Raw genomic sequence first — 17,376 nt, forward strand, 5'->3', positions numbered from 1 at the left:
TTTCCCCACACGACGCTGTTCCGATCTCGATCCCGGCCGGGAGGGCCGAGCCGGGCGTCGCGAATGACTCATTCGGGACGCCCGGCGTCCCGAATGAGTCATTCGCGGCAGCGGCCCGGCCGGATGACCGCTCAGCGGCCCACGGTCACCGAACCGGTGAGCGGGCCGAGCCGCACGGTGTGCGTGCCACGGGCCAGGTCCCGCAGCTCGAACGTGACGCATGTGGTCTGGCCCGGCCACACCGACACCGGCCGTTCGGCGGCGACCACGCCGTCGACCCACAGCACCGCCTGGTAGTCACCGGCCTTTTCGCCGACGTCCTTCACCGACGCGGTGACCCGCGCGGGCCACCACCGACCGCCGTCGTCGGTTCGGAGGTCGGCCACCGCGAAGCGCGGCGCGGGCCCGGGGGCCCGGTCGCGGACGAAGATGTCCGAGCGCCCGTTCGTGTCGTCCTCGACGAGGTTCGCCGCCTCGCTTTCGAACGCCACGTACTTGCCGTCGGTGCTGATCGACGGGAAATCGCTGTAGGCATCGCCTTCCTGGCCGCCGAGCGCACCGGAGACCTTGTCCGTCTTCGCCGTGCGCAGGTCGCGCACGAACACGTCGGACGCGCCGTCTCCGTCGCCGGGCACGAGGTTACCGGCGAAGCTGAAGAACGCGACCGCGGTCCCGTCTCCGCTGATCCTCGGGCTCGCCGTGTAGGAATCGGCCCCGCCGGTCCCGCTCGCCGCCTGCGACACCAGCGTGTTCGTGTGCGCCTGCCGGTCGTAGAGGTAGACCTGGGAGGGCCCGTCGGCCGGGCTGACCACGTAGGCCACCTTCCGGCCGTCCGCGCTGATCGACGGCTGCGTCGCCTCCGCCCCGCCCGGCGCCGGGATCACCTCCGTGGTCCCGGTCTTGCGGTCGCGCACGAACACATCGCGGTGGCCGTTGCCGCCACCGGGCACGAGGTTCTCCGCGCCGCTTTCGAACGCGACGAACCGGCCGTCACCGCTGACACTCGGTTCGAGCGAGTCACCGTCCGCCCCCGCGCCGCCCAAGCCCGCCGAGACGAGTTCGGTGGTCCCGGCCACCCGGTCGCGCAGGAAGATGTCCTGCTTGCCGTTCGTGTCTCCCGGCACCAGGTTCGTGGCCTGGCTGAGGAAGACCGCGTAGCGGCCGTCGGTGCTGAACACCGGCTGCCCGGACAGCCCGTCGGCCTGCTTTTTCTCGGAGGACACCGAGATCAGCTCGGTCGCGCCCGTCCGGCGGTCGTGGACGAAGGAGTCGGGGATCCCGTTGGTGTCGCCCGGTACCAGGTTCGTCGCGCCGCTGAGGAAGCCGACGTACCGGCCGTCGGGGCTGATGCTCGGACTGACCGACCACGCGTTCGCCCCGGTGCCGTCCGAGGCCACCGTGATCCGTTCGATCGCGCCGGTGCGCCCGTCCCGCGCGAAGATGTCCATGTCGTCGTTGGTGTCGCCGGGCGCGAGCTCGTCGGACCCGCTGGCGAACGCGATCACGCCGGCATCCCCGCTCATGGCAGGCCAGAAGGTGTGGGCCTGGATCTGCCCGCCGTCCCGGGTCATCGAGACCCGCTGCGTCGCGGGCGGCCGCGGGAGCGCGAAGTCGGCCGTGGCCGGCCGGTGTCCGCTCACGACGACCTGCCGCGGGGCCGCGGCCGAGATGCCCGCCGCCGAAGCGGCCACCCGGTAGCTGCCCTCGGGCACGTTCTGGACGGTGTAGCGGCCGTTGCCGTCCGAGACGGCGGTGAGCTCGTCGAGCACGTCGAGCACCCGGACCGTCGCCCCCGGCACCGTCGAACCGGTCGGCCCGTAGGTGACGCGGCCGCTGATCGTGCCCCGCGGGGTCGGTTTCAGCGCGACGCGCAGGTCCGTCAGCTTCCCGCTGGTCACCACGGCCCGCACCCGCTGGTCGTGGTAGCCGAACCGGGACAGCGTGAGGTCGTAGGTGCCGGCGGGCACCCGGATCTTGAAGTGGCCCGCGGCGTCACTGGTGTAGGACCGGCCGGTGGCCGCGACCGTGATCGTGGTCTTCGCCAAGGGGTCCCGCGACGCGGTCACCGTGCCGGTGATGCCGCTGGCGAGCCGCGCCTCGGCGACGGCGGCGGCCGCGTCGATCCGGCCCGCGCCGAAGCGGGTGTTCGGGCGAGCGCCGTAGCGGCTGTCGAAGAACGACGTGCCGGTGAGGATTTCCAGGATCTCGTCCGGGGTCAGCTTCGGGTTCGCCTGCAGCATCAGCGCGACCGTGCCCGAGACGTGCGGGGTCGCCATCGACGTGCCGCTCAGCAGCCCGTACTCGCCGCCGGGCAGCGAGGACAGCACGTCCACGCCCGGCGCGGAAAGGTCGGGCACGACGTAGCTGTCCGGCCAGCTCGCCGGGGCGTCCGCCCAGTCCTTCTTCCGCACGACACCACCGCACGAGAAGTCCGGCACGTTGTCGCCGTCGTCGGTCGCGCCGACCCCGGTCGACTCGAAGACGTTGCCGGGCGCCGCCGAACCGCCCGCGACGCAGTCGTTGCCGATGGCGAACGCCGGGAACGCACCGGCCAGGTAAATGTTGCGGGCCGGCTCGACCATTTCGCTGCTGTAGCCCTCTTCGCCGAGCGACATGCTCACGACGTTCGCGGGCTTGCCCGCGGGCTTGCCGTCGGCGTCGTACGGCGCGATCGCCCACTGCATCCCGGCGATCACCTGTGCCAGCGTGCCGGATCCGCCCGGGATGACGAGCCCGGCCATCAGCTCCGCGCCCGGCGCGACGCCGATCTGCGTGCCCGAGCTGTGCCCGCCCGCGATGGTGCCCGCCACGTGCGTGCCGTGGTAGGAGCTGTCGTGGGGCGTGGAGTGCACCGGTGCGCCGTCCGGACCGAACTCGAGCCAGCCACCGGGGTGCTCCGGGTTCGCCGGGTCGGCGGTCACGAGCTTGCCCGCGAGGTCGGGGTGGCCGGTGTCGATGCCGGTGTCGAGGATCGCCACCCGCACCCCGGCACCGGTGGTGCCGTCGCGTTGGACCCGGTCGGCGCCGATCTTCGAGACGCCCCACGCGACGGCGGCGTCGGTCTTCGCCTTGGCCTGTTTCCGCTGCGGCTCGGTCGGTGTCTTCAGCGTGAAGTTGGGGATGACGCGGTCGACCAGCGGCAGCGCGGCCACGGCGTCCAGGGTGGCAGGCGTGGCGCGGACGAGCACCATGTTCTTGAGCCAGAACGTGTTCACCACCTGGTCGCGGCGAGCGCCGACCAGGTCGGTGACCGGGGCCTGCATGGCCTTCGCCGAGTCGGCGAGCGTCCGGCGCGCGGCGTCCGGGGAGGACGGTGCGAGGCCACGGTCCTTCAGCACGACGACCGCCTCGAACCGCGTGCCCGGACCGGACCGGGCGCCGGCGATCCGGTCGAGCAGCTCCTTGGCGATCTTGTGGTGCGCGGCGGCCGGGGCTTCCGGTGCGGCGGCGGCCGTCGCCGGCAGGGCGCCGAGTGACCCGGCGGCGACGAGCACCGCCAGGGCCAGCCGGCGGCCACGGGTCCGCGAGGCGGACAGGGACATGGGGAGACTCCTTCGCTCCGTCAGGTTCCGGCGGACAAGCGAGACGGCGCGCCCCGAGTGAGGTTGCGCGCCGTCGACGTCAAAACGGTGCATCAGTGATCAACACATGACAAGCTCACCGAGGCGGCGAATTCCCGCCAGGTGGCGGAAACCCGACAGGGGAGGAGCGGCGGTGCTGGAGCCGATCGGGCTCGGTGACGCGGACGAAGCGATCTACGACGCGCTGGTCCGGCGCACCCGGGCGACGGTGGCCGAACTCGCCGAGGACGCCCGCCGTTCGCTGCCGGTGACGCGGCGCGTGGTGCGGACGCTCGTCGGGCTGGGCCTGGCGACGCGGGCGGCCGGGCGGCCGACGCGCTACGTCGTCGTCCCGCCGGACCGGGCGATCGAGGCGGTGCTGCGCGAGCGCGAGGCCGCGCTGCGCGACACGCGCCGTCACATCGGCACGCTCATGGAGATGTACCGCGCGAGCACCCGGTTCGCGCACCCCGGCGAGCTGGTCGAGGTGATCACCGGGCGGGACGAGGTCAATGAGCGCTGGGCGCGGATGCAGCAGGACATCCGGGTGCAGATGCGCGGGTTCGACCGGCCGCCGTACGCCGCGCCCCGCGGGGCCTCGGACTCGAACGAGGTCGAGCTGGGGCTGCTCGGACGCGGGGTGAAGTGCCGGGTGGTCTACGACAAGAGCGCGATCGAGCTGCCCGGGCGCATCGACGACATCGAGCTCGGGATGCGGCACGGCGAACAGGCCAGGATCGACGGCGACGTCCCGATGAAGCTCGCGATCGCCGACGACCGGCTCGCGATCATCCCGCTGATGCGGCCCGGCGACCCCGCGCTCACCGCGTCGTACCTCATCCACCCGTCACCGTTGCTGGACGCGCTGATCGCGTTGTTCGAGGCGGTGTGGACGCGCAGCGTGCCGGTGCGCTTCGGCTCCGCCGAACCCGGCGAGCTGTCCCCGGACGAGGCGAAGCTGCTGATGCTGCTGGCTTCCGGCGCGACCGACAAGGCCGCCGGGCGGGCGCTGGGCTGGAGCGAGCGGACCGTCCAGCGCCACGTCACCAAGCTCATGGCCCGGGTCGGGGCGCAGACCCGGTTCCAGATCGCGATGGAGGCCACCCGGCGCGGCTGGATCTGAGGGACCTCATCCTTCGGTGACGTTGAGCGGCCGGTTGTTCCGCCGCAACAGGAACGCGGTCAGGACGGCGCCGATCGCGGAGGCGATGCCGAGGACGGCGAGCGCGCCCTGGAGTCCGCCGGTGCCGGCACCGATCGCGGCGAGGGCGAGCGGGCAGGCGAATTCGCCGACGAACAGCGTGCCCGTCCACAGGCCGGTGCCGCGGCCGCGCTGGTCGAAGGCGAGCCGGTTGACCGCCCACGTCAGCAGGGTGGGCAGCAGCATGCCGGTGCCGAAGCCGGTGAAGACCGCGCCGATGGTGATCACGACCGGCGAGGCGGTGGCGAACACCAGGAGGAGGCCCACGGCGGAGAGGCCGAACGCGACGGGCAGGAGAACCCGGGGTGTCTTGCCGGACAGGCGGCTGAACGCGATCGCTCCGGCGGCCGTCGCCAGGGACATGACCGCGGAGATCGCCCCGATGGTCCCGGTGGCGGTCACGCCGACGCCGGTGAGCACAAAGGACAGTTCGACGATCAGGGCGTAGAAGACGATGCCACCGAACAGGGTGACGAGACAGGGCGCGGCCAGCTGCCGCCAGGGCAGGCTCGCCAGGTGGCCGGCCGGGCGGCGGTGCGGCTGCCAGAGCTTGAGCGCCATGGGAATCGCCAGCGGGGCGGCGACGGCGTACAGCCAGAACGGCGTGCGCCAGCCCGACGCGCCGAGAACGCCGCCGAGCGCCAGGAACACGGTGGCCGACAAGGTGGCGACCAGGGTCTGCAGGCCGAGGTACCGCGCCCGGCGCGCGCCGGACCAGTAGTCGCCGATGAGGGTGGTGCAGCAGGTCATGATCGCGCCCTCGCACAGCCCGACGAGCACGCGGCTCGCGAGGATCGCGCCGAGGGAGTCCAGGTAGAGCGGAGCCGTCCCGAACACGCTGTAGGCCAGCATGGCCAGCAGCAGCAACCGTTTCCGGTCGATCCGGTCGGCGACGACGCCGGCGAACGGTGCGGTCAGCCCGATCAGCAGGGCCGGCGCGGTCAGCACGATCGGGACGAGGACGTCCGCGCCGGGCGTGCCGGCGAACGCCTGGGACAGCTGCGGCAGGACGGGAGCGATGAGGACGGCGCCGAGCACCGACAGGCAGCTCCCCGCGAGCAGCAGGAGCAGCTGGACTCCTCCGGCGGTCGGCCCCTGACCGGTGGAAGAGGCTGCTGGTGACCGGTTCACGGCTGGGCTTTCGGGCATTTCGGCACCTGAATTCCGTCGTTGGTTCAGGGAAGGTGCCGAAAGCATGAGTTCCGCGGCGGGGGAGCGGAAATCACTTCTGGCGAACCGCGGTATCAGCGCGGTGGATGCCCGGTGACGCCGGCGGCGATCCGCGTCAGCAGTTCGCGCAGGTACCGGTGCTCGGGATCGTGCTCGTACATCGGGTGCCACCAGGCGGCCTCGAGCAGCGGGTCGGCGTCGAAGGGACAAGCGAGCGCACGCACGTTCGTGTCGGCCGGGATGCGTTCGGCGAGCCGCCGCTGCAGCAGCGCCACGCGGTCGGTCCCGGCGATGAGACCCGGGACGGTCAGGAAGCTCTCCGTGACCACCTGGACGTGCGGTTCGATGCCGAGCATCCGCATCTGCCGCACGACCGGGGTCGACGCGGTGGGGCTGTGGTAGATGACCACCCACGGCATGGTCCGCAGCTGCTCCACCGTCAGCCCTTCGGCCACCGCCGGGTGGGCGGCGTCGACCAGGCAGACCCAGCCGTCGCGGTGCAGGTCCTGGTGCGGGAGCCCTTCGAGGAAGCCGTGCGGCAGGACGAGCAGGTCGATGCCGGTGAGCACCTGGCGGGCGTTGTCGACGACGGCCGGGGTGGTGGCGATGAACCGGACGCGGGCGCCGGGTGCCTCCTGCGCCAGTGCGGCGGCCAGCGGGGAGCCGAGGACCGCGACGGCGTAGTCGGTCATGGCGAGGGAGAACTCCCGCGAGGTGGTCGCCGGGTCGAAGTCCGGCTCGGCGGCGAAGACGCGCTCGACACCGTTCATCGCCGTTTGCACGCGGCCGCGCAGCTGGACGGCCAGCGGGGTGAGGCGGTACTGGTTGCCGTGGCGGGCCAGGAGTTCGTCGCCGAAGTGCCGGCGCAGCCGGGCCAGCTGGGCCGAGACCGCGGGCTGGCTGAGGCCGACCTGCTGGGCGGCCCGGCTCACGCTGCGGTGCTCGAGCAGCGCGTCGAGCGTCACCAGCAGGTTCAGGTCCAAGCTTGCCAGGTTCACCACCTGAGGTTATCCATCGGGCTGATAGTCTGCATTAGCTATTTCGTCTTCCCTGATGCTGTGGCGTGGCGCACCGTGGCGGCATGGACCGCACCGATCCCGAAGCCGCGATCGCCGCCGCCGCGAAGCGCTGTTCCAACTGGGGACGCTGGGGTGCCGACGACGTCCTCGGCACCCTCAACTTGCTCGACGACGCCAAGCGCCGCGAAGGTGCGGCCCTGGTCCGGCGGGGCGTGAGCTTCTCCCTGGCGCAGCGCTTCGACGCGGACGGCCCGCAGAAGGGCTGGCGGCGCCGGACCAACCCAGTGCACACGATGCTGGACACCGGCCTGGACGCCGAGCGCGGTACCCAGGGGTTCCCGCACGGGATCGGCGGTGCCGACGACGTGGTGTTCATGCCGCTGCAGGCGTCGACGCAGTGGGACGGGCTCGGGCACATCTTCGACCACGGCGTGGCGTGGAACGGCCGCCGGGCCGGGGACGTCGTGACCAGCGAAGGCGACCGCGTCACCGGGATCGAGACCGTGTCGGGCCGGATCGCCGGGCGCGGGGTCCTGCTCGACGCCGGCCGCGTGCTCGGCACGGACGGCGAACTGCCGGACGGGTTCGCGATCACCGTGGAACACCTCGAAGAAACGATCGCCGCCCAAGGGGAAACCGCGCGCGTCGGCCGGGGCGACCTGCTCCTGGTCCGGACCGGGCGGCTCGCCCGGGCGCGGCGCGAAGGCTGGGGCGACTACGCGGGCGGCCCCGCGCCCGGCCTGTCGTTCACCACCGCGGAATGGCTCCACGACACCGAAATCGCCGCGATCGCCACCGACACCTGGGGGTTCGAGGTCCGGCCCAACGAGTTCGACGACGCCTTCCAGCCGCTGCACCAGGTCGCCATCCCGCACATCGGGTTGTTCCTCGGCGAGATGTGGGACCTCGACACGCTGGCCGCGGACTGCGCCGCCGACGGCCGGTACGAGTTCTGGCTGACCGCCGACCCGCTGCCGGTGACCGGGGCGGTCGGCGCGCCGGTCGCCCCGATCGCCGTCAAGTAGCTCGCCGCCCGGACAAAGGAGTCCCCATGCCCGCCGTGCACACCGTCCTCGTGGTCGGCAGTGGCCTCGCCGGCACCGCCGCCGCGATCCACCTCGCCGATCACGGCGTCGCCGTCGACCTGGTCGAGATCAAGCCGGACATCGCCGCCATCGGCTCCGGGATCACCCTGCAGGGCAACGCCTTGCGCGAACTGCGCAAGCTCGGCGTCTGGGAAGCCGTGCAGGCGCAGGGATACAGCTTCGACAGTCTTGGCCTGCGTGCCCCGGACCCCGCCGGGACACTGCTCGCCGAGATCCCCGATGTCCGGACCGGCGGCCCCGACCTGCCGGCGACGGTGGGGATGCCCCGGCCGGACCTGGCGCGGATCCTGCACGAGCGCGCCGGTCCGGCCGGGGTGAAGATCCGCTTCGGGCACACGGTGACCGCGTTGGCGCAGGACGCGAGCGGGGTCGACGTCACCTTCTCCGACGGTTCGACCGGCCGCTACGACCTCGTCGTCGGTGCCGACGGGATCCGCTCGACCGTCCGCGGGCTGCTGGGCATCGATCCGGAGATCCGGCCGACGGGCATGGGCATCTGGCGGGCGTTCGGCCCTCGCCCGGGTTCGGTGACCCGGACGGATCTGTTCTACGGCGGCCCGTCCTACATCGCCGGGTACTGCCCGACCAGCGAAGACACGCTCTACGCCTACGTCGTCGAGGACGCGCAGGATCGTAGCGGCCTGTCCCCGGCCGAGCGGCTCGCGACCATGCGCGAACTCGCCTCGGCGTACCACGGCCCGTGGGACGCCGTCCGCGCCACGCTCACCGACGCGTCGCGGATCAGCTACACCCTGTTCGAGACCCACGTGCTCCCGGCACCGTGGAACCGGGGACGGGTCGTGCTGATCGGCGATGCCGCCCACTCCTGCCCGCCCACCCTCGCGCAAGGGGGCGCCCAAGCCCTCGAAGACGCCGCGGTGCTGACCGAACTGCTGCTGACGTCGGAAACCCTCGACGACCGCCTCTGGGCCGAGTTCACCGATCGCCGGTGCGCGCGAGCGGCCACGGTGGTCGCGGCGTCCGTCCAGCTCGGACAGTGGCTCCTGGACCGGGAGCAAGGCGACGTTCCCGGGCTGATCGGCCGGATCGCCGCCCTCGTCGTCCAGCCCGCCTGACCCCACAAGGAGAACGAGATGATCACGCACCTGCGGCACGTCGACCTGGCCGTGCCGGACCTGGCCCGGCAGCGGGACTTCTACACCGGCGCCTGGGGCCTCAAGACCGAGCACACCGACACCGGGGTGGCCTTCCTCGCCGCGGAAGGCTCACCCGAGCAGTACGTGGTGCGGCTGCGCCAATCCGACGACAAGCGGATCGACCTGATCGCCTTCGGCGTCGCCACCCCGTCCGATGTGGACACTCTCGCCGCCCGCCTGGCCACCGCCGGCGTGACCCTGGTCCACGAGCCACGGACCCTGCACACCCCGGGCGGCGGCTACGGGTTCCGGTTCTTCGACAACGAGGGCCGCACCATCGAGATCAGCGCCGACGTCGCCGTTCGCGCCCACCGCCGGATCGAGGCGGGCGAGTCGGTCCCGGTCCGCCTGTCCCACGTGGTGATCAACTCGACGAACCCGGAGGCGACCCGGGCGTTCTACGAAAAGCACCTCGGGTTCCGCCTGTCCGACATCCTCATGCACCCCCGGATGGGGGAGATGATGTGGTTCCTGCGGGTGAACTCCTGGCACCACAGCATGGCCATCGCCCGCTGCCCGCACCCGTCGCTGCACCACGTGTCGTTCGAGATGCGCGGGCTCGACGAGTACATGCGCGGCACCGGGCGGCTCCTGCGCGCGGGCGTCGAGAAGATCTGGGGCCCCGGCCGGCACCTGGCCGGCAACAACACCTTCAGCTACTTCCTCGACCCGCACGGCAACACGATAGAGTACACCACCGAGCTGGAGCTGGTCGACGAGGACACCTGGCACCCGCACCTCTACGACTTCAGCGACCCCGAGGTGTCCGACCAGTGGGGCACGGCGAACGCGATGAACGAGTTCGTCGCGCAGCGGTCCTTCAACGACCCAGACAAGGGCCTGTTCGTGGCCCCGCCGGTCTGATGCGCTTCGCCACCTACGAGCACGGCGGAACCGTGCACGCGGGCGTCGTCTCCGAGGACGGCGTCCACGCGTTCCCGGCCGGAGTGACGGTGCTCGACCTGGTCCGTCGCGGCCTGCCCGCCGCCCTCGAAGCCGGCGGGTCCGTCCTCAGTGGACCGGCTGTGCCCCTGGCCTCGGTGCGGTTGCTGCCGCCGCTGGAGCCGCCGTCCGTGCGGGACTTCGTCGCCTTCGAGGAGCATGTCGAAGGGATGGTCGCGCCGGCTTCCGTGCCCCCGGAATGGTACGAGGCACCGACGTTCTACTTCACCAATCCGTGCGCGCTGGTCGGCGCGCACGACGACGTGCCGATCCCGCCCGGCTCGCGGCTGTTCGACTTCGAGCTGGAGGTCGCCGCCGTGCTGGGCCCCGACGCGATCTTCGGCTACACGATCCTCAACGACTGGTCCGCCCGCGACCTCCAGCGCCGTGAGATGAAGGTCAACCTCGGCCCGGCCAAGGGCAAGGACTCGGCCACGACGCTCGGCCCGTGGCTCGTCACGGCCGACGAACTCGAGCCGTACCACGATGCCGACGGCTTCCTGGCGCTGGACATGCGGGTGGCGGTCAACGGCGTCGAAGCGGGGCAGGACCTGCTGTCCAACATGGGCTGGCCGTTCGAGGAACTGGCCGCCTACGCCGGACGGGGCACGCGGCTGCGCGCCGGCGACGTCCTGGGCTCCGGCACCTGCGGCAACGGCGGCTGCCTGGCCGAGCTGTGGGGACGGCGAGGCGAGCAGACACCGCCGCCCCTCAAACCTGGCGACGTCGTCGAGATGACCGTCGAGGGCATCGGGACGATCCGCAACACCGTCGTCGCCGGGGTCGACCTGCCGCCGGTCCGCCGGGCCCGCTCCCGCCATCCCCGGAGGCGGTCGCGGTGACCGGCGGCAAGGTCGTGCTCGTCACTGGTGCGGCACAGGGCATCGGTGCGGCGACCGCACGGCTGCTCGCCGAGGAAGGTGCCCGCGTGATCGGGGTCGACCGCGCCGAAGACCCCGGCCTGCCCGGCGTCGAGCACCACCGGCTCGACGTCACCGACGACGCCGGCTGGGCCAGGCTCACCGCGGGTCTCGAGCGGGTCGACGGGCTCGTCGCCGCCGCGGGCGTCACCTGGCGGGCGCGGCTCGGCGAACTGGACCCCGCCGACCTGGCGTCCGTGCACGACGTCAACGTCGGCGGCGTCCTGCGGGCCGTGCGGGCTGTGGTGCCGCTGATGCCGTCCGGCGGATCGATCGTCGTGACCGGCTCGGCCGCGGCGCTGACCGGGCACTACCCGCTCGCCTACACCGCGAGCAAGTGGGCGTTGCGCGGCTTCGTCAAGGCCGCCTGCCTCGAGCTGGGGGACCGGGGCATCCGCGTCAACGCCGTGCACCCGGGGTACATCGAAACCCCGATGACCGCTTCGGCGCCGCCCGGGTTCCGGGCCGCGAACATCGCCGAGACCCCGCTCGGCCGCACCGGGACCGCCGAGGAGGTCGCCGCGCTCGTCGCGTTCCTGATCAGTGACGCGGCCTCCTACATCTCCGGTGCCGAAATCCCCGTCGACGGCGGCATGACCGCGCACGGCGGCGTCAAGTCGATCAGCGAAGCCGCCCGAACCTGAAGGGAATCCCGTGTTCGAATACTTCCCCGGCAACTACGTGTGGAACCTCGGCGTGGTCGCCGCGCTCAACAGCGGCGGCCTGATCGACGAGGTGGACCGTGCCTGCCGGCCCATCCGCGAAGCCGCGGCCCGGGGCTCGGACGCCGGCACGCCGGACTTCCTGCGGGCCTGGACCGCGCTCACCGACCAGCTCGTGACCCAGGCCGAACAGGCGGAGAAAGCCGGGCACACCCGCACCGCGGGCGAACTGTACTTCCGGGCCACCAACTACCTCTGCCAGGCCGAGCGCATGCTCGCCCACTCCGACCCGAACCGGCTGCCCACCTACCGCCGGGTCCTCGACCTCGCACAGAAGTCCTTCGACCTGCGGGACCCTTCGGTTTCGCGGGTGGCGGTCCCGTACGAAGGCACGACCCTGCCGGGCTACCTCTCCCTCGCCCCGGCCACCGATGCCGGACCGGCGCCGGTGATCGTCCTGGTCAACGGCCTGGACTCGGCCAAGGAACACATGTACACCTCGGCACACTGGCGAGAGCTCGCCGACCGGGGGATCTCGTGCCTGATGCTCGACCAGCCCGGCACCGGCGAAGCCCTGCGCCTGCAGGGATTGACCGCCCGCATCGACGCCGAAGCCTGGGCGGGCGCGGCCGTGGACTGGCTCGAAACGCGGTCCGAAGTGGACACCGACCGGATCGGGATCGTCGGCTGGTCCCTCGGCGGCTACTACGCTCCCCGCGCCGCGGCGTTCGAGAAGCGCTTCGCGCTCTGCGTCGCCTGGGGCGCCAACCACAACTGGGGCGCGGTACAGCGGCGCCGTCTCGAACGCGAAGGCGAACGGCCGGTTCCGCACTACTGGGAGCACGTGCTGTGGGTGTGGGGGCACGACGACCTGGAGGAGTTCATCGCCTTCGCCGACGGCGTGCACCTCGACGGCGTGGTCGAGAAGATCACGGTGCCGTTCCTGATCGCCCACGGCGAGAACGACCGCCAGATCCCGCTCGAGTACGCCCACCGCTCGTACGACCAGGCCGTCAACTCGCCCCGGCGTGAGCTGCGGGTGTTCACCCCCGAGGAGGGCGCGACCGAGCACATCGGACTCGACCACCTGCCCCACGTCAGCACGTTCGTCGCCGACTGGGTCACCGACACCTTCGAGACCATCGATCGGAACAGGTGACCGACCGCCGGAAACGTTCTCGCGGCGATTTCGGCGTGCAGCGCCATGCCGAGCCCGCAGACGCTGACGAGCGTCTGCACCACCGTGTGCGTTTTGGCCGCTTCGGACAGGCTCATCCCGAACGATTCCTTCACCAGCCAGAAGCCGGCGTGGTTGACGTAGTTGAGGCCGATCGAACCGGCCCCGATCGCGACGACCAGCAGCGACGCTGTCAGACCACCGGCGGTGCCGGCCAGTGGGGCGACGATTCCGGTGGCGGCGACGATGCCGACCGTGGCCGACCCGGTCGAGGCCGACAGCAGGAGGGCGAGGAGCCAGCCGAGGACGATGAGGTTGAGGTGGGCGCCGGTCGCGGCCGCGGCGACGGCCTTGCCGATCCCGGAGTCCTTGAGCACCTGGTTGAAACGCGCCGCCGCCGGCGATGATCAGCATGATCCCGGCGATGGACTTCAGGCTGTCGGTCAAGGCGTCGCGGACGTCCAGGCCGCGGGTACGCAGCGGCTTGAGCGTCACCGCCAGGACGACGAGGAAGCCGGCCGGCATCGCGATGACGGGTTCGCCGGTGAAGACCAGCGCCTTCCGGAGCGGGTTCGCCTCGCCGAGGGCGATCTCGGCGAGGGTGCGCAGCAGCATCAGGGCGACCGGGACGAGCACGGCGCCGACAGCGAGCCAGACCGGCGTCCGGGGTGCGGGAGCCGGTGCGCCGGGCTGCGACCCGCCGCCGACGGGAGCGGGGGAGTGCGCCGCTGCGGTGGTGAACTGGGCGACCAGTGCCTCGCTCGGCCGGACCTGCGGCAGGCGGGGCGCGATCCAGCGGGCGTACAGCGGCCCGGACACGATGATGGTCGGCACCGCGCAGACCAGCCCGACGAGGATGGTCAGCCCGAGGTTGGCGTGCAGGCCGCTCTGCGCGGTGAGCGGACCGGAGTGGGGCACCAGCATGCCGTGCAATGTGGACAGCGCCGCGACGGTCGGCATGCCCAGCAGCAGGTACGCCGATCCGCGCACCCCGCTCTCGGCTTCCATGCGGCGGGCGATGCTGAAGATCAGGGGAAGCAGGACGATCAGCCCGACTTCGAAGAACATCGGGATGCCGACCACGAGCGCCGCTGCGGAGACGAGCCAGGGCATCGAGCGTGGGCCGGACCGGGCGAGGGCCGCTTCGGCGATCGCGTCGGTCACGCCCGCCTCGGAGAGCAGCCGGCCGAGCATGGCGCCCAGGGCCAGCGGGATGCCGATGCTGCCGAGCGTGTTCCCGGCACCGTCCTCGATGGACTCGGGCAGCTTCGCCAGTGACTCACCGGCGGCGAGGCCGGCGGCCACCGACACCACGAGGAGGGCGACGAAGGGGTGGAACCGCAGCCGGGAGTTGATCAGGGTGATCAGCACCGCGATCGCGGCGACGAGGTCGAGCAGCAGAAGCCAGGCTTGGGTGGTCATTCCCCAGTGAGAAAACGATTCGCCTCGAATTTGTGAAACGCCGCCCGGCGTGGAGAAGATCCCGCGCGGCCCACTCGAGAAATTCCGAACAGCGCCAGTGCTGCAGCCGATCAACGCCACCGGCGCAGCCGTCTTTACTATGTGGCGGTGCACCGGGGGCAGATGGCGTTGGCCGAGATGCTGGCAGGGCTGCGGAGCAGCCGCGGTCTCTCGCAGGAGCAGCTGGCGGAGCTGAGCGGGATCAGCGTCCGCGCGATCGGGGAGATCGAGCGGGGTGCCACCCGGCGTCCGCAGCGCGAAACACTGCGTGCGCTCACCGGGGCGCTGGGCCTGACCCCGGAGGAGCAGGAGGCGTTCGCCCGGAGCGCCCGGACGGCGCCGCCGCCGGACACCCGCCGCAAGCGGACGGCGGCTCGCCCGGCGTTGCCCGCGCCGGTCACCTCGATCGTCGGGCGGTCCGACGATCTCGCCGCGGTGCTCCGGCTGGTCCAGGATCCGCCGGTGCGGCTGGTCACGATCACCGGCACCGGCGGGGTCGGCAAGACCCGCCTCGCGCTCGAGGTCGGCTGGCAGGTGGCGAGCCGGTTCGACTCCGTGCACGGCCTCGACCTGAGCGCCCTGCGGGACGCCGACGACGTCCCGCAGGCGCTGGCCGAGTCCCTGCGGACGCCCGACCCGGCCACGCTGATCGGCGACGGGCGGTGGTTGCTGGTGCTCGACAGTTTCGAGCACGTGGCCGCGGCGGCCACCACCGTGGCCACGCTGCTGGCCGGGTGCCCGGGGCTGACCGTCCTGGTGACCAGCCGCTCGCCGTTGCGGCTGCGAGGAGAACACCTCTGGCCACTCGCCCCGCTGTCCACTCCGGACAGTGACGACCCGGCGGACCTGGCCGGCAGCGCGGCCGTCCGGCTGCTGGTCGAACGCACCGCCGCGGTCCGGCCCGGGTTCGCGCTCACCGGGGACAACGCCGTCGCGGTCGCGGCGCTGTGCCGCCGTCTCGACGGCCTGCCGCTCGCCCTGGAGCTGGCCGCCGCGCGGCTGCGCACCCAGGCGCCGGCCCAGGTGCTCGCCCAGGTCCGCGACCTGCACGGCGACACGGTGGACCTGGCCGACCGGCACGTGAGCCTGCGCCGCACGGTCGAATGGAGCACGCGCGGGCTCACCGATCCCGACCGGCGGTTGTTCGGCCTGCTGGGCGCGTTCTCCGGCGGCGCCGACCCGGTCGACGTCGAGGCCGTGCTGGGCGCACCGCCGCTTTCACTGGCGACGCTGGCCGCCCACAGCCTGGTCACCGTCACCGAACGGGCCGGCTGCCCCCGGATCGGCATGTTGGACACCATCCGCGAGGTCGTCGAGGACCAGCTCACCGGAGCAGGCGATCGCGACGCGCACGCCCGGCACTTCCTGCGCCTGGTCCGCGATGGCGATCCCCGGCTGGGCGATGAGCAGGACAACGTGCGGGCGGCGATCCAGCAGGCCGTCGACGCCGCGCCGGCCCTGCTGTGCGTGGATACCGTGCGCGCACTGACCAAGCACTACGTGGCCCGGGGGCGGTTCGCCGAGGGACGGCGGATGCTCACGGGGGCGGCCGGTGCCGCGCTCACCGAGCAGGCCCGGGCGTGGGCCTGGCACGGCGCCGCGGTCACCGCCAACGAGAGCGGTGACCCGGAGGTGGCGCTGGAGCTGGCCGCGTCCGCCGCCGAGGCGTTCGGCGCCGACCCGGACGGCCGGGCCGCGACGCTGACCCTGATCGGCAACGCCCACAAGTTCGCCGGCCGGTACGACGACGCCGCGGCCGCGTACACCGGCGTGCTGGACCAGGCGAGGGCCATGGGCGACGCGCGCCGCGAGACGATCGCGCTGAACAACCTGGGCGCGCTGGCGCACGACCGCGGCGCGTTCGCCGAAGCGATCGAATACCACGCCGCCGCGCTGCGCCGTAAGCGCGAGCTGGGCGACCGGCGCGGCGTCGCGGTGGCTCAGCTCAACCTCGGCGCCGTGCGGAACGACACCGGCGACCACGCCGGCGCGGCCACCCTGCTGACCGAGGCCGCCGCCACGTTCGCCGCTCTCGGCGAACCGGGCTCGGAGGCGTTCGCGCTGGCCCTGCTGGCCCAATCCCAGGCGGGCCTGGCCCGCTGGGACGACGCCACCACCACCGGCCGGCGGGCGCTGGAGCTGGCCCGGCGGGCCGAACACGCCCAGGCGACCGGGCTCGCGCTGCTCGCCCTCGGCGAGACGGCCGCCGCCGGCGGCGACCTCGACGGCGCCGCCCGGCTGTTCCGCGAGGCACTGACGTTCCCCATCGGCCTGCCGGACGAGGCCCGCGTCCGCGCGCACCCGGCGATGGCCGCGGACCGCTGATCGGCAGGAAACAGTTCTGCTGGCTTTTCCGCCGGTTCCTCCTGGAGCCGGACGTGCGGTGATCCCTAGGGTTCGCGCATGCTTCAGCTACCTCGCGCCGTGCTGGTTCCGCTCGCGACCGCCGCACTCGTGCTGGCCGGTGCCGTCCCCGCCCACGCCGACCGGACCATCTACCCGCCGGTGAGCGGCGACGTGCTGGCCTGGCAGACCAACGAAGGCAGCTGGACCGGCGGCCCCAAGTGCGTGCAGGTCGACAAGGGACGTCTCGACGACTTCGCCCCGGTCGACCAGCTTTCCTGCGCGTACGGCAACAACCAGCGGTGGCGGATGGGGCAGGCCACGGACGATCCGGCCGTGTTCTGGCTGCAGAACGTGCGCACCGGCAAGTGCCTGGACGACTACGCCTACGGAACGAACCAGGGAAACCCCATCGTCCAGTACACCTGCCTCGTCGGCACGAACCAGCAGTGGCGGATGCTCTGGGACTACTACAACGGCGTCGCCGAATTCCAGAACGTGAACAGCGGCCTGTGCCTTTCGGTGGACGGCATCAACACCGACAACTACCGCCGGCTGGTGCAGAACCCCTGCTACGGCTTCGTCAACGAACGGTTCCAGCCGGTCCAGCCGACCCGGTGAACCACGGTTTTCCCTTTTCGAGCAGAGAAAGGCAATG

Annotated in this window: 12 protein-coding genes and 2 pseudogenes; 9 read left to right on the forward strand and 5 right to left on the reverse strand. The window is 72.2% G+C overall.

Annotation, left to right across the window (positions count from 1 at the left end):
- Positions 1 to 131 precede the first annotated feature (131 nt).
- Positions 132 to 3,542 (reverse strand): S8 family serine peptidase, encoded by a 3,411-nt coding sequence (locus AB0G28_RS43680; protein ID WP_361103697.1) that lies wholly within the window; start codon positions 3,540 to 3,542, stop codon positions 132 to 134.
- Between the two features lie 172 nt (positions 3,543 to 3,714).
- On the opposite strand from AB0G28_RS43680, the gene AB0G28_RS43685 reads away from it, so the two are divergent.
- Complete coding sequence (locus AB0G28_RS43685) at positions 3,715 to 4,683, forward strand: helix-turn-helix domain-containing protein (protein WP_361103699.1); 969 nt, start codon at positions 3,715 to 3,717, stop codon at positions 4,681 to 4,683.
- A gap of 6 nt (positions 4,684 to 4,689) precedes the next feature.
- Here the strand turns inward: AB0G28_RS43685 and AB0G28_RS43690 are convergent, their stop codons facing one another.
- A complete protein-coding gene (locus AB0G28_RS43690; protein WP_361103701.1) occupies positions 4,690 to 5,910 on the reverse strand; it encodes an MFS transporter in 1,221 nt (406 codons plus the stop codon).
- Positions 5,911 to 6,005: 95 nt separating this feature from the next.
- Entirely contained in the window at positions 6,006 to 6,929 is a 924-nt protein-coding gene (locus AB0G28_RS43695) for a LysR family transcriptional regulator (protein WP_361103703.1), read from the reverse strand.
- Positions 6,930 to 7,012: 83 nt separating this feature from the next.
- Here AB0G28_RS43695 and AB0G28_RS43700 point away from each other — a divergent pair, with 83 nt between their 5' ends.
- The 6 genes from AB0G28_RS43700 to AB0G28_RS43725 are packed head-to-tail and all read left to right on the forward strand — an operon-like array spanning position 7,013 to position 12,896.
- Positions 7,013 to 7,975, forward strand: a complete 963-nt coding sequence (locus tag AB0G28_RS43700; protein WP_361103705.1) for a cyclase family protein — start codon at positions 7,013 to 7,015, stop codon at positions 7,973 to 7,975.
- Positions 7,976 to 8,001: 26 nt separating this feature from the next.
- Positions 8,002 to 9,132 (forward strand): FAD-dependent oxidoreductase, encoded by a 1,131-nt coding sequence (locus tag AB0G28_RS43705; RefSeq protein ID WP_361103707.1) that lies wholly within the window; start codon positions 8,002 to 8,004, stop codon positions 9,130 to 9,132.
- Positions 9,133 to 9,150: 18 nt separating this feature from the next.
- Positions 9,151 to 10,077 carry a VOC family protein gene (locus AB0G28_RS43710; protein WP_361103709.1) on the forward strand — a complete coding sequence of 309 codons (927 nt, stop codon included), beginning with the start codon at positions 9,151 to 9,153 and terminating at the stop codon, positions 10,075 to 10,077.
- Positions 10,077 to 10,997 (forward strand): fumarylacetoacetate hydrolase family protein, encoded by a 921-nt coding sequence (locus tag AB0G28_RS43715; RefSeq protein ID WP_361103711.1) that lies wholly within the window; start codon positions 10,077 to 10,079, stop codon positions 10,995 to 10,997. The genes AB0G28_RS43710 and AB0G28_RS43715 overlap by 1 nt, the downstream gene beginning before the upstream one ends.
- Positions 10,998 to 11,011: 14 nt before the next feature.
- Complete coding sequence (locus AB0G28_RS43720) at positions 11,012 to 11,719, forward strand: SDR family oxidoreductase (protein ID WP_361103747.1); 708 nt, start codon at positions 11,012 to 11,014, stop codon at positions 11,717 to 11,719.
- A 10-nt stretch (positions 11,720 to 11,729) separates the two neighbouring features.
- Positions 11,730 to 12,896 carry an alpha/beta fold hydrolase gene (locus AB0G28_RS43725; RefSeq protein WP_361103713.1) on the forward strand — a complete coding sequence of 389 codons (1,167 nt, stop codon included), beginning with the start codon at positions 11,730 to 11,732 and terminating at the stop codon, positions 12,894 to 12,896.
- A 95-nt stretch (positions 12,897 to 12,991) separates the two neighbouring features.
- Here the strand turns inward: AB0G28_RS43725 and AB0G28_RS43730 are convergent.
- Positions 12,992 to 13,291, reverse strand: a pseudogene (locus AB0G28_RS43730) (gluconate transporter); the annotation flags it as partial.
- 64 nt (positions 13,292 to 13,355) lie between these two features.
- A pseudogene (locus AB0G28_RS43735) lies at positions 13,356 to 14,336 on the reverse strand (hypothetical protein); the annotation flags it as partial.
- Between the two features lie 147 nt (positions 14,337 to 14,483).
- Between AB0G28_RS43735 and AB0G28_RS43740 the strand changes: the two are divergent.
- Both AB0G28_RS43740 and AB0G28_RS43745 read left to right on the forward strand, forming a co-directional pair.
- On the forward strand, positions 14,484 to 16,700 hold the full coding sequence (locus AB0G28_RS43740) for a tetratricopeptide repeat protein (protein ID WP_361103715.1): 2,217 nt from the start codon (positions 14,484 to 14,486) through the stop codon (positions 16,698 to 16,700).
- A gap of 78 nt (positions 16,701 to 16,778) precedes the next feature.
- A complete protein-coding gene (locus AB0G28_RS43745) occupies positions 16,779 to 17,339 on the forward strand; it encodes an RICIN domain-containing protein (RefSeq protein WP_361103717.1) in 561 nt (186 codons plus the stop codon).
- Positions 17,340 to 17,376: the final 37 nt, after the last annotated feature.

Source organism: Amycolatopsis sp. NPDC021455, assembly GCF_040640995.1.
GTDB lineage: Bacteria > Actinomycetota > Actinomycetes > Mycobacteriales > Pseudonocardiaceae > Amycolatopsis.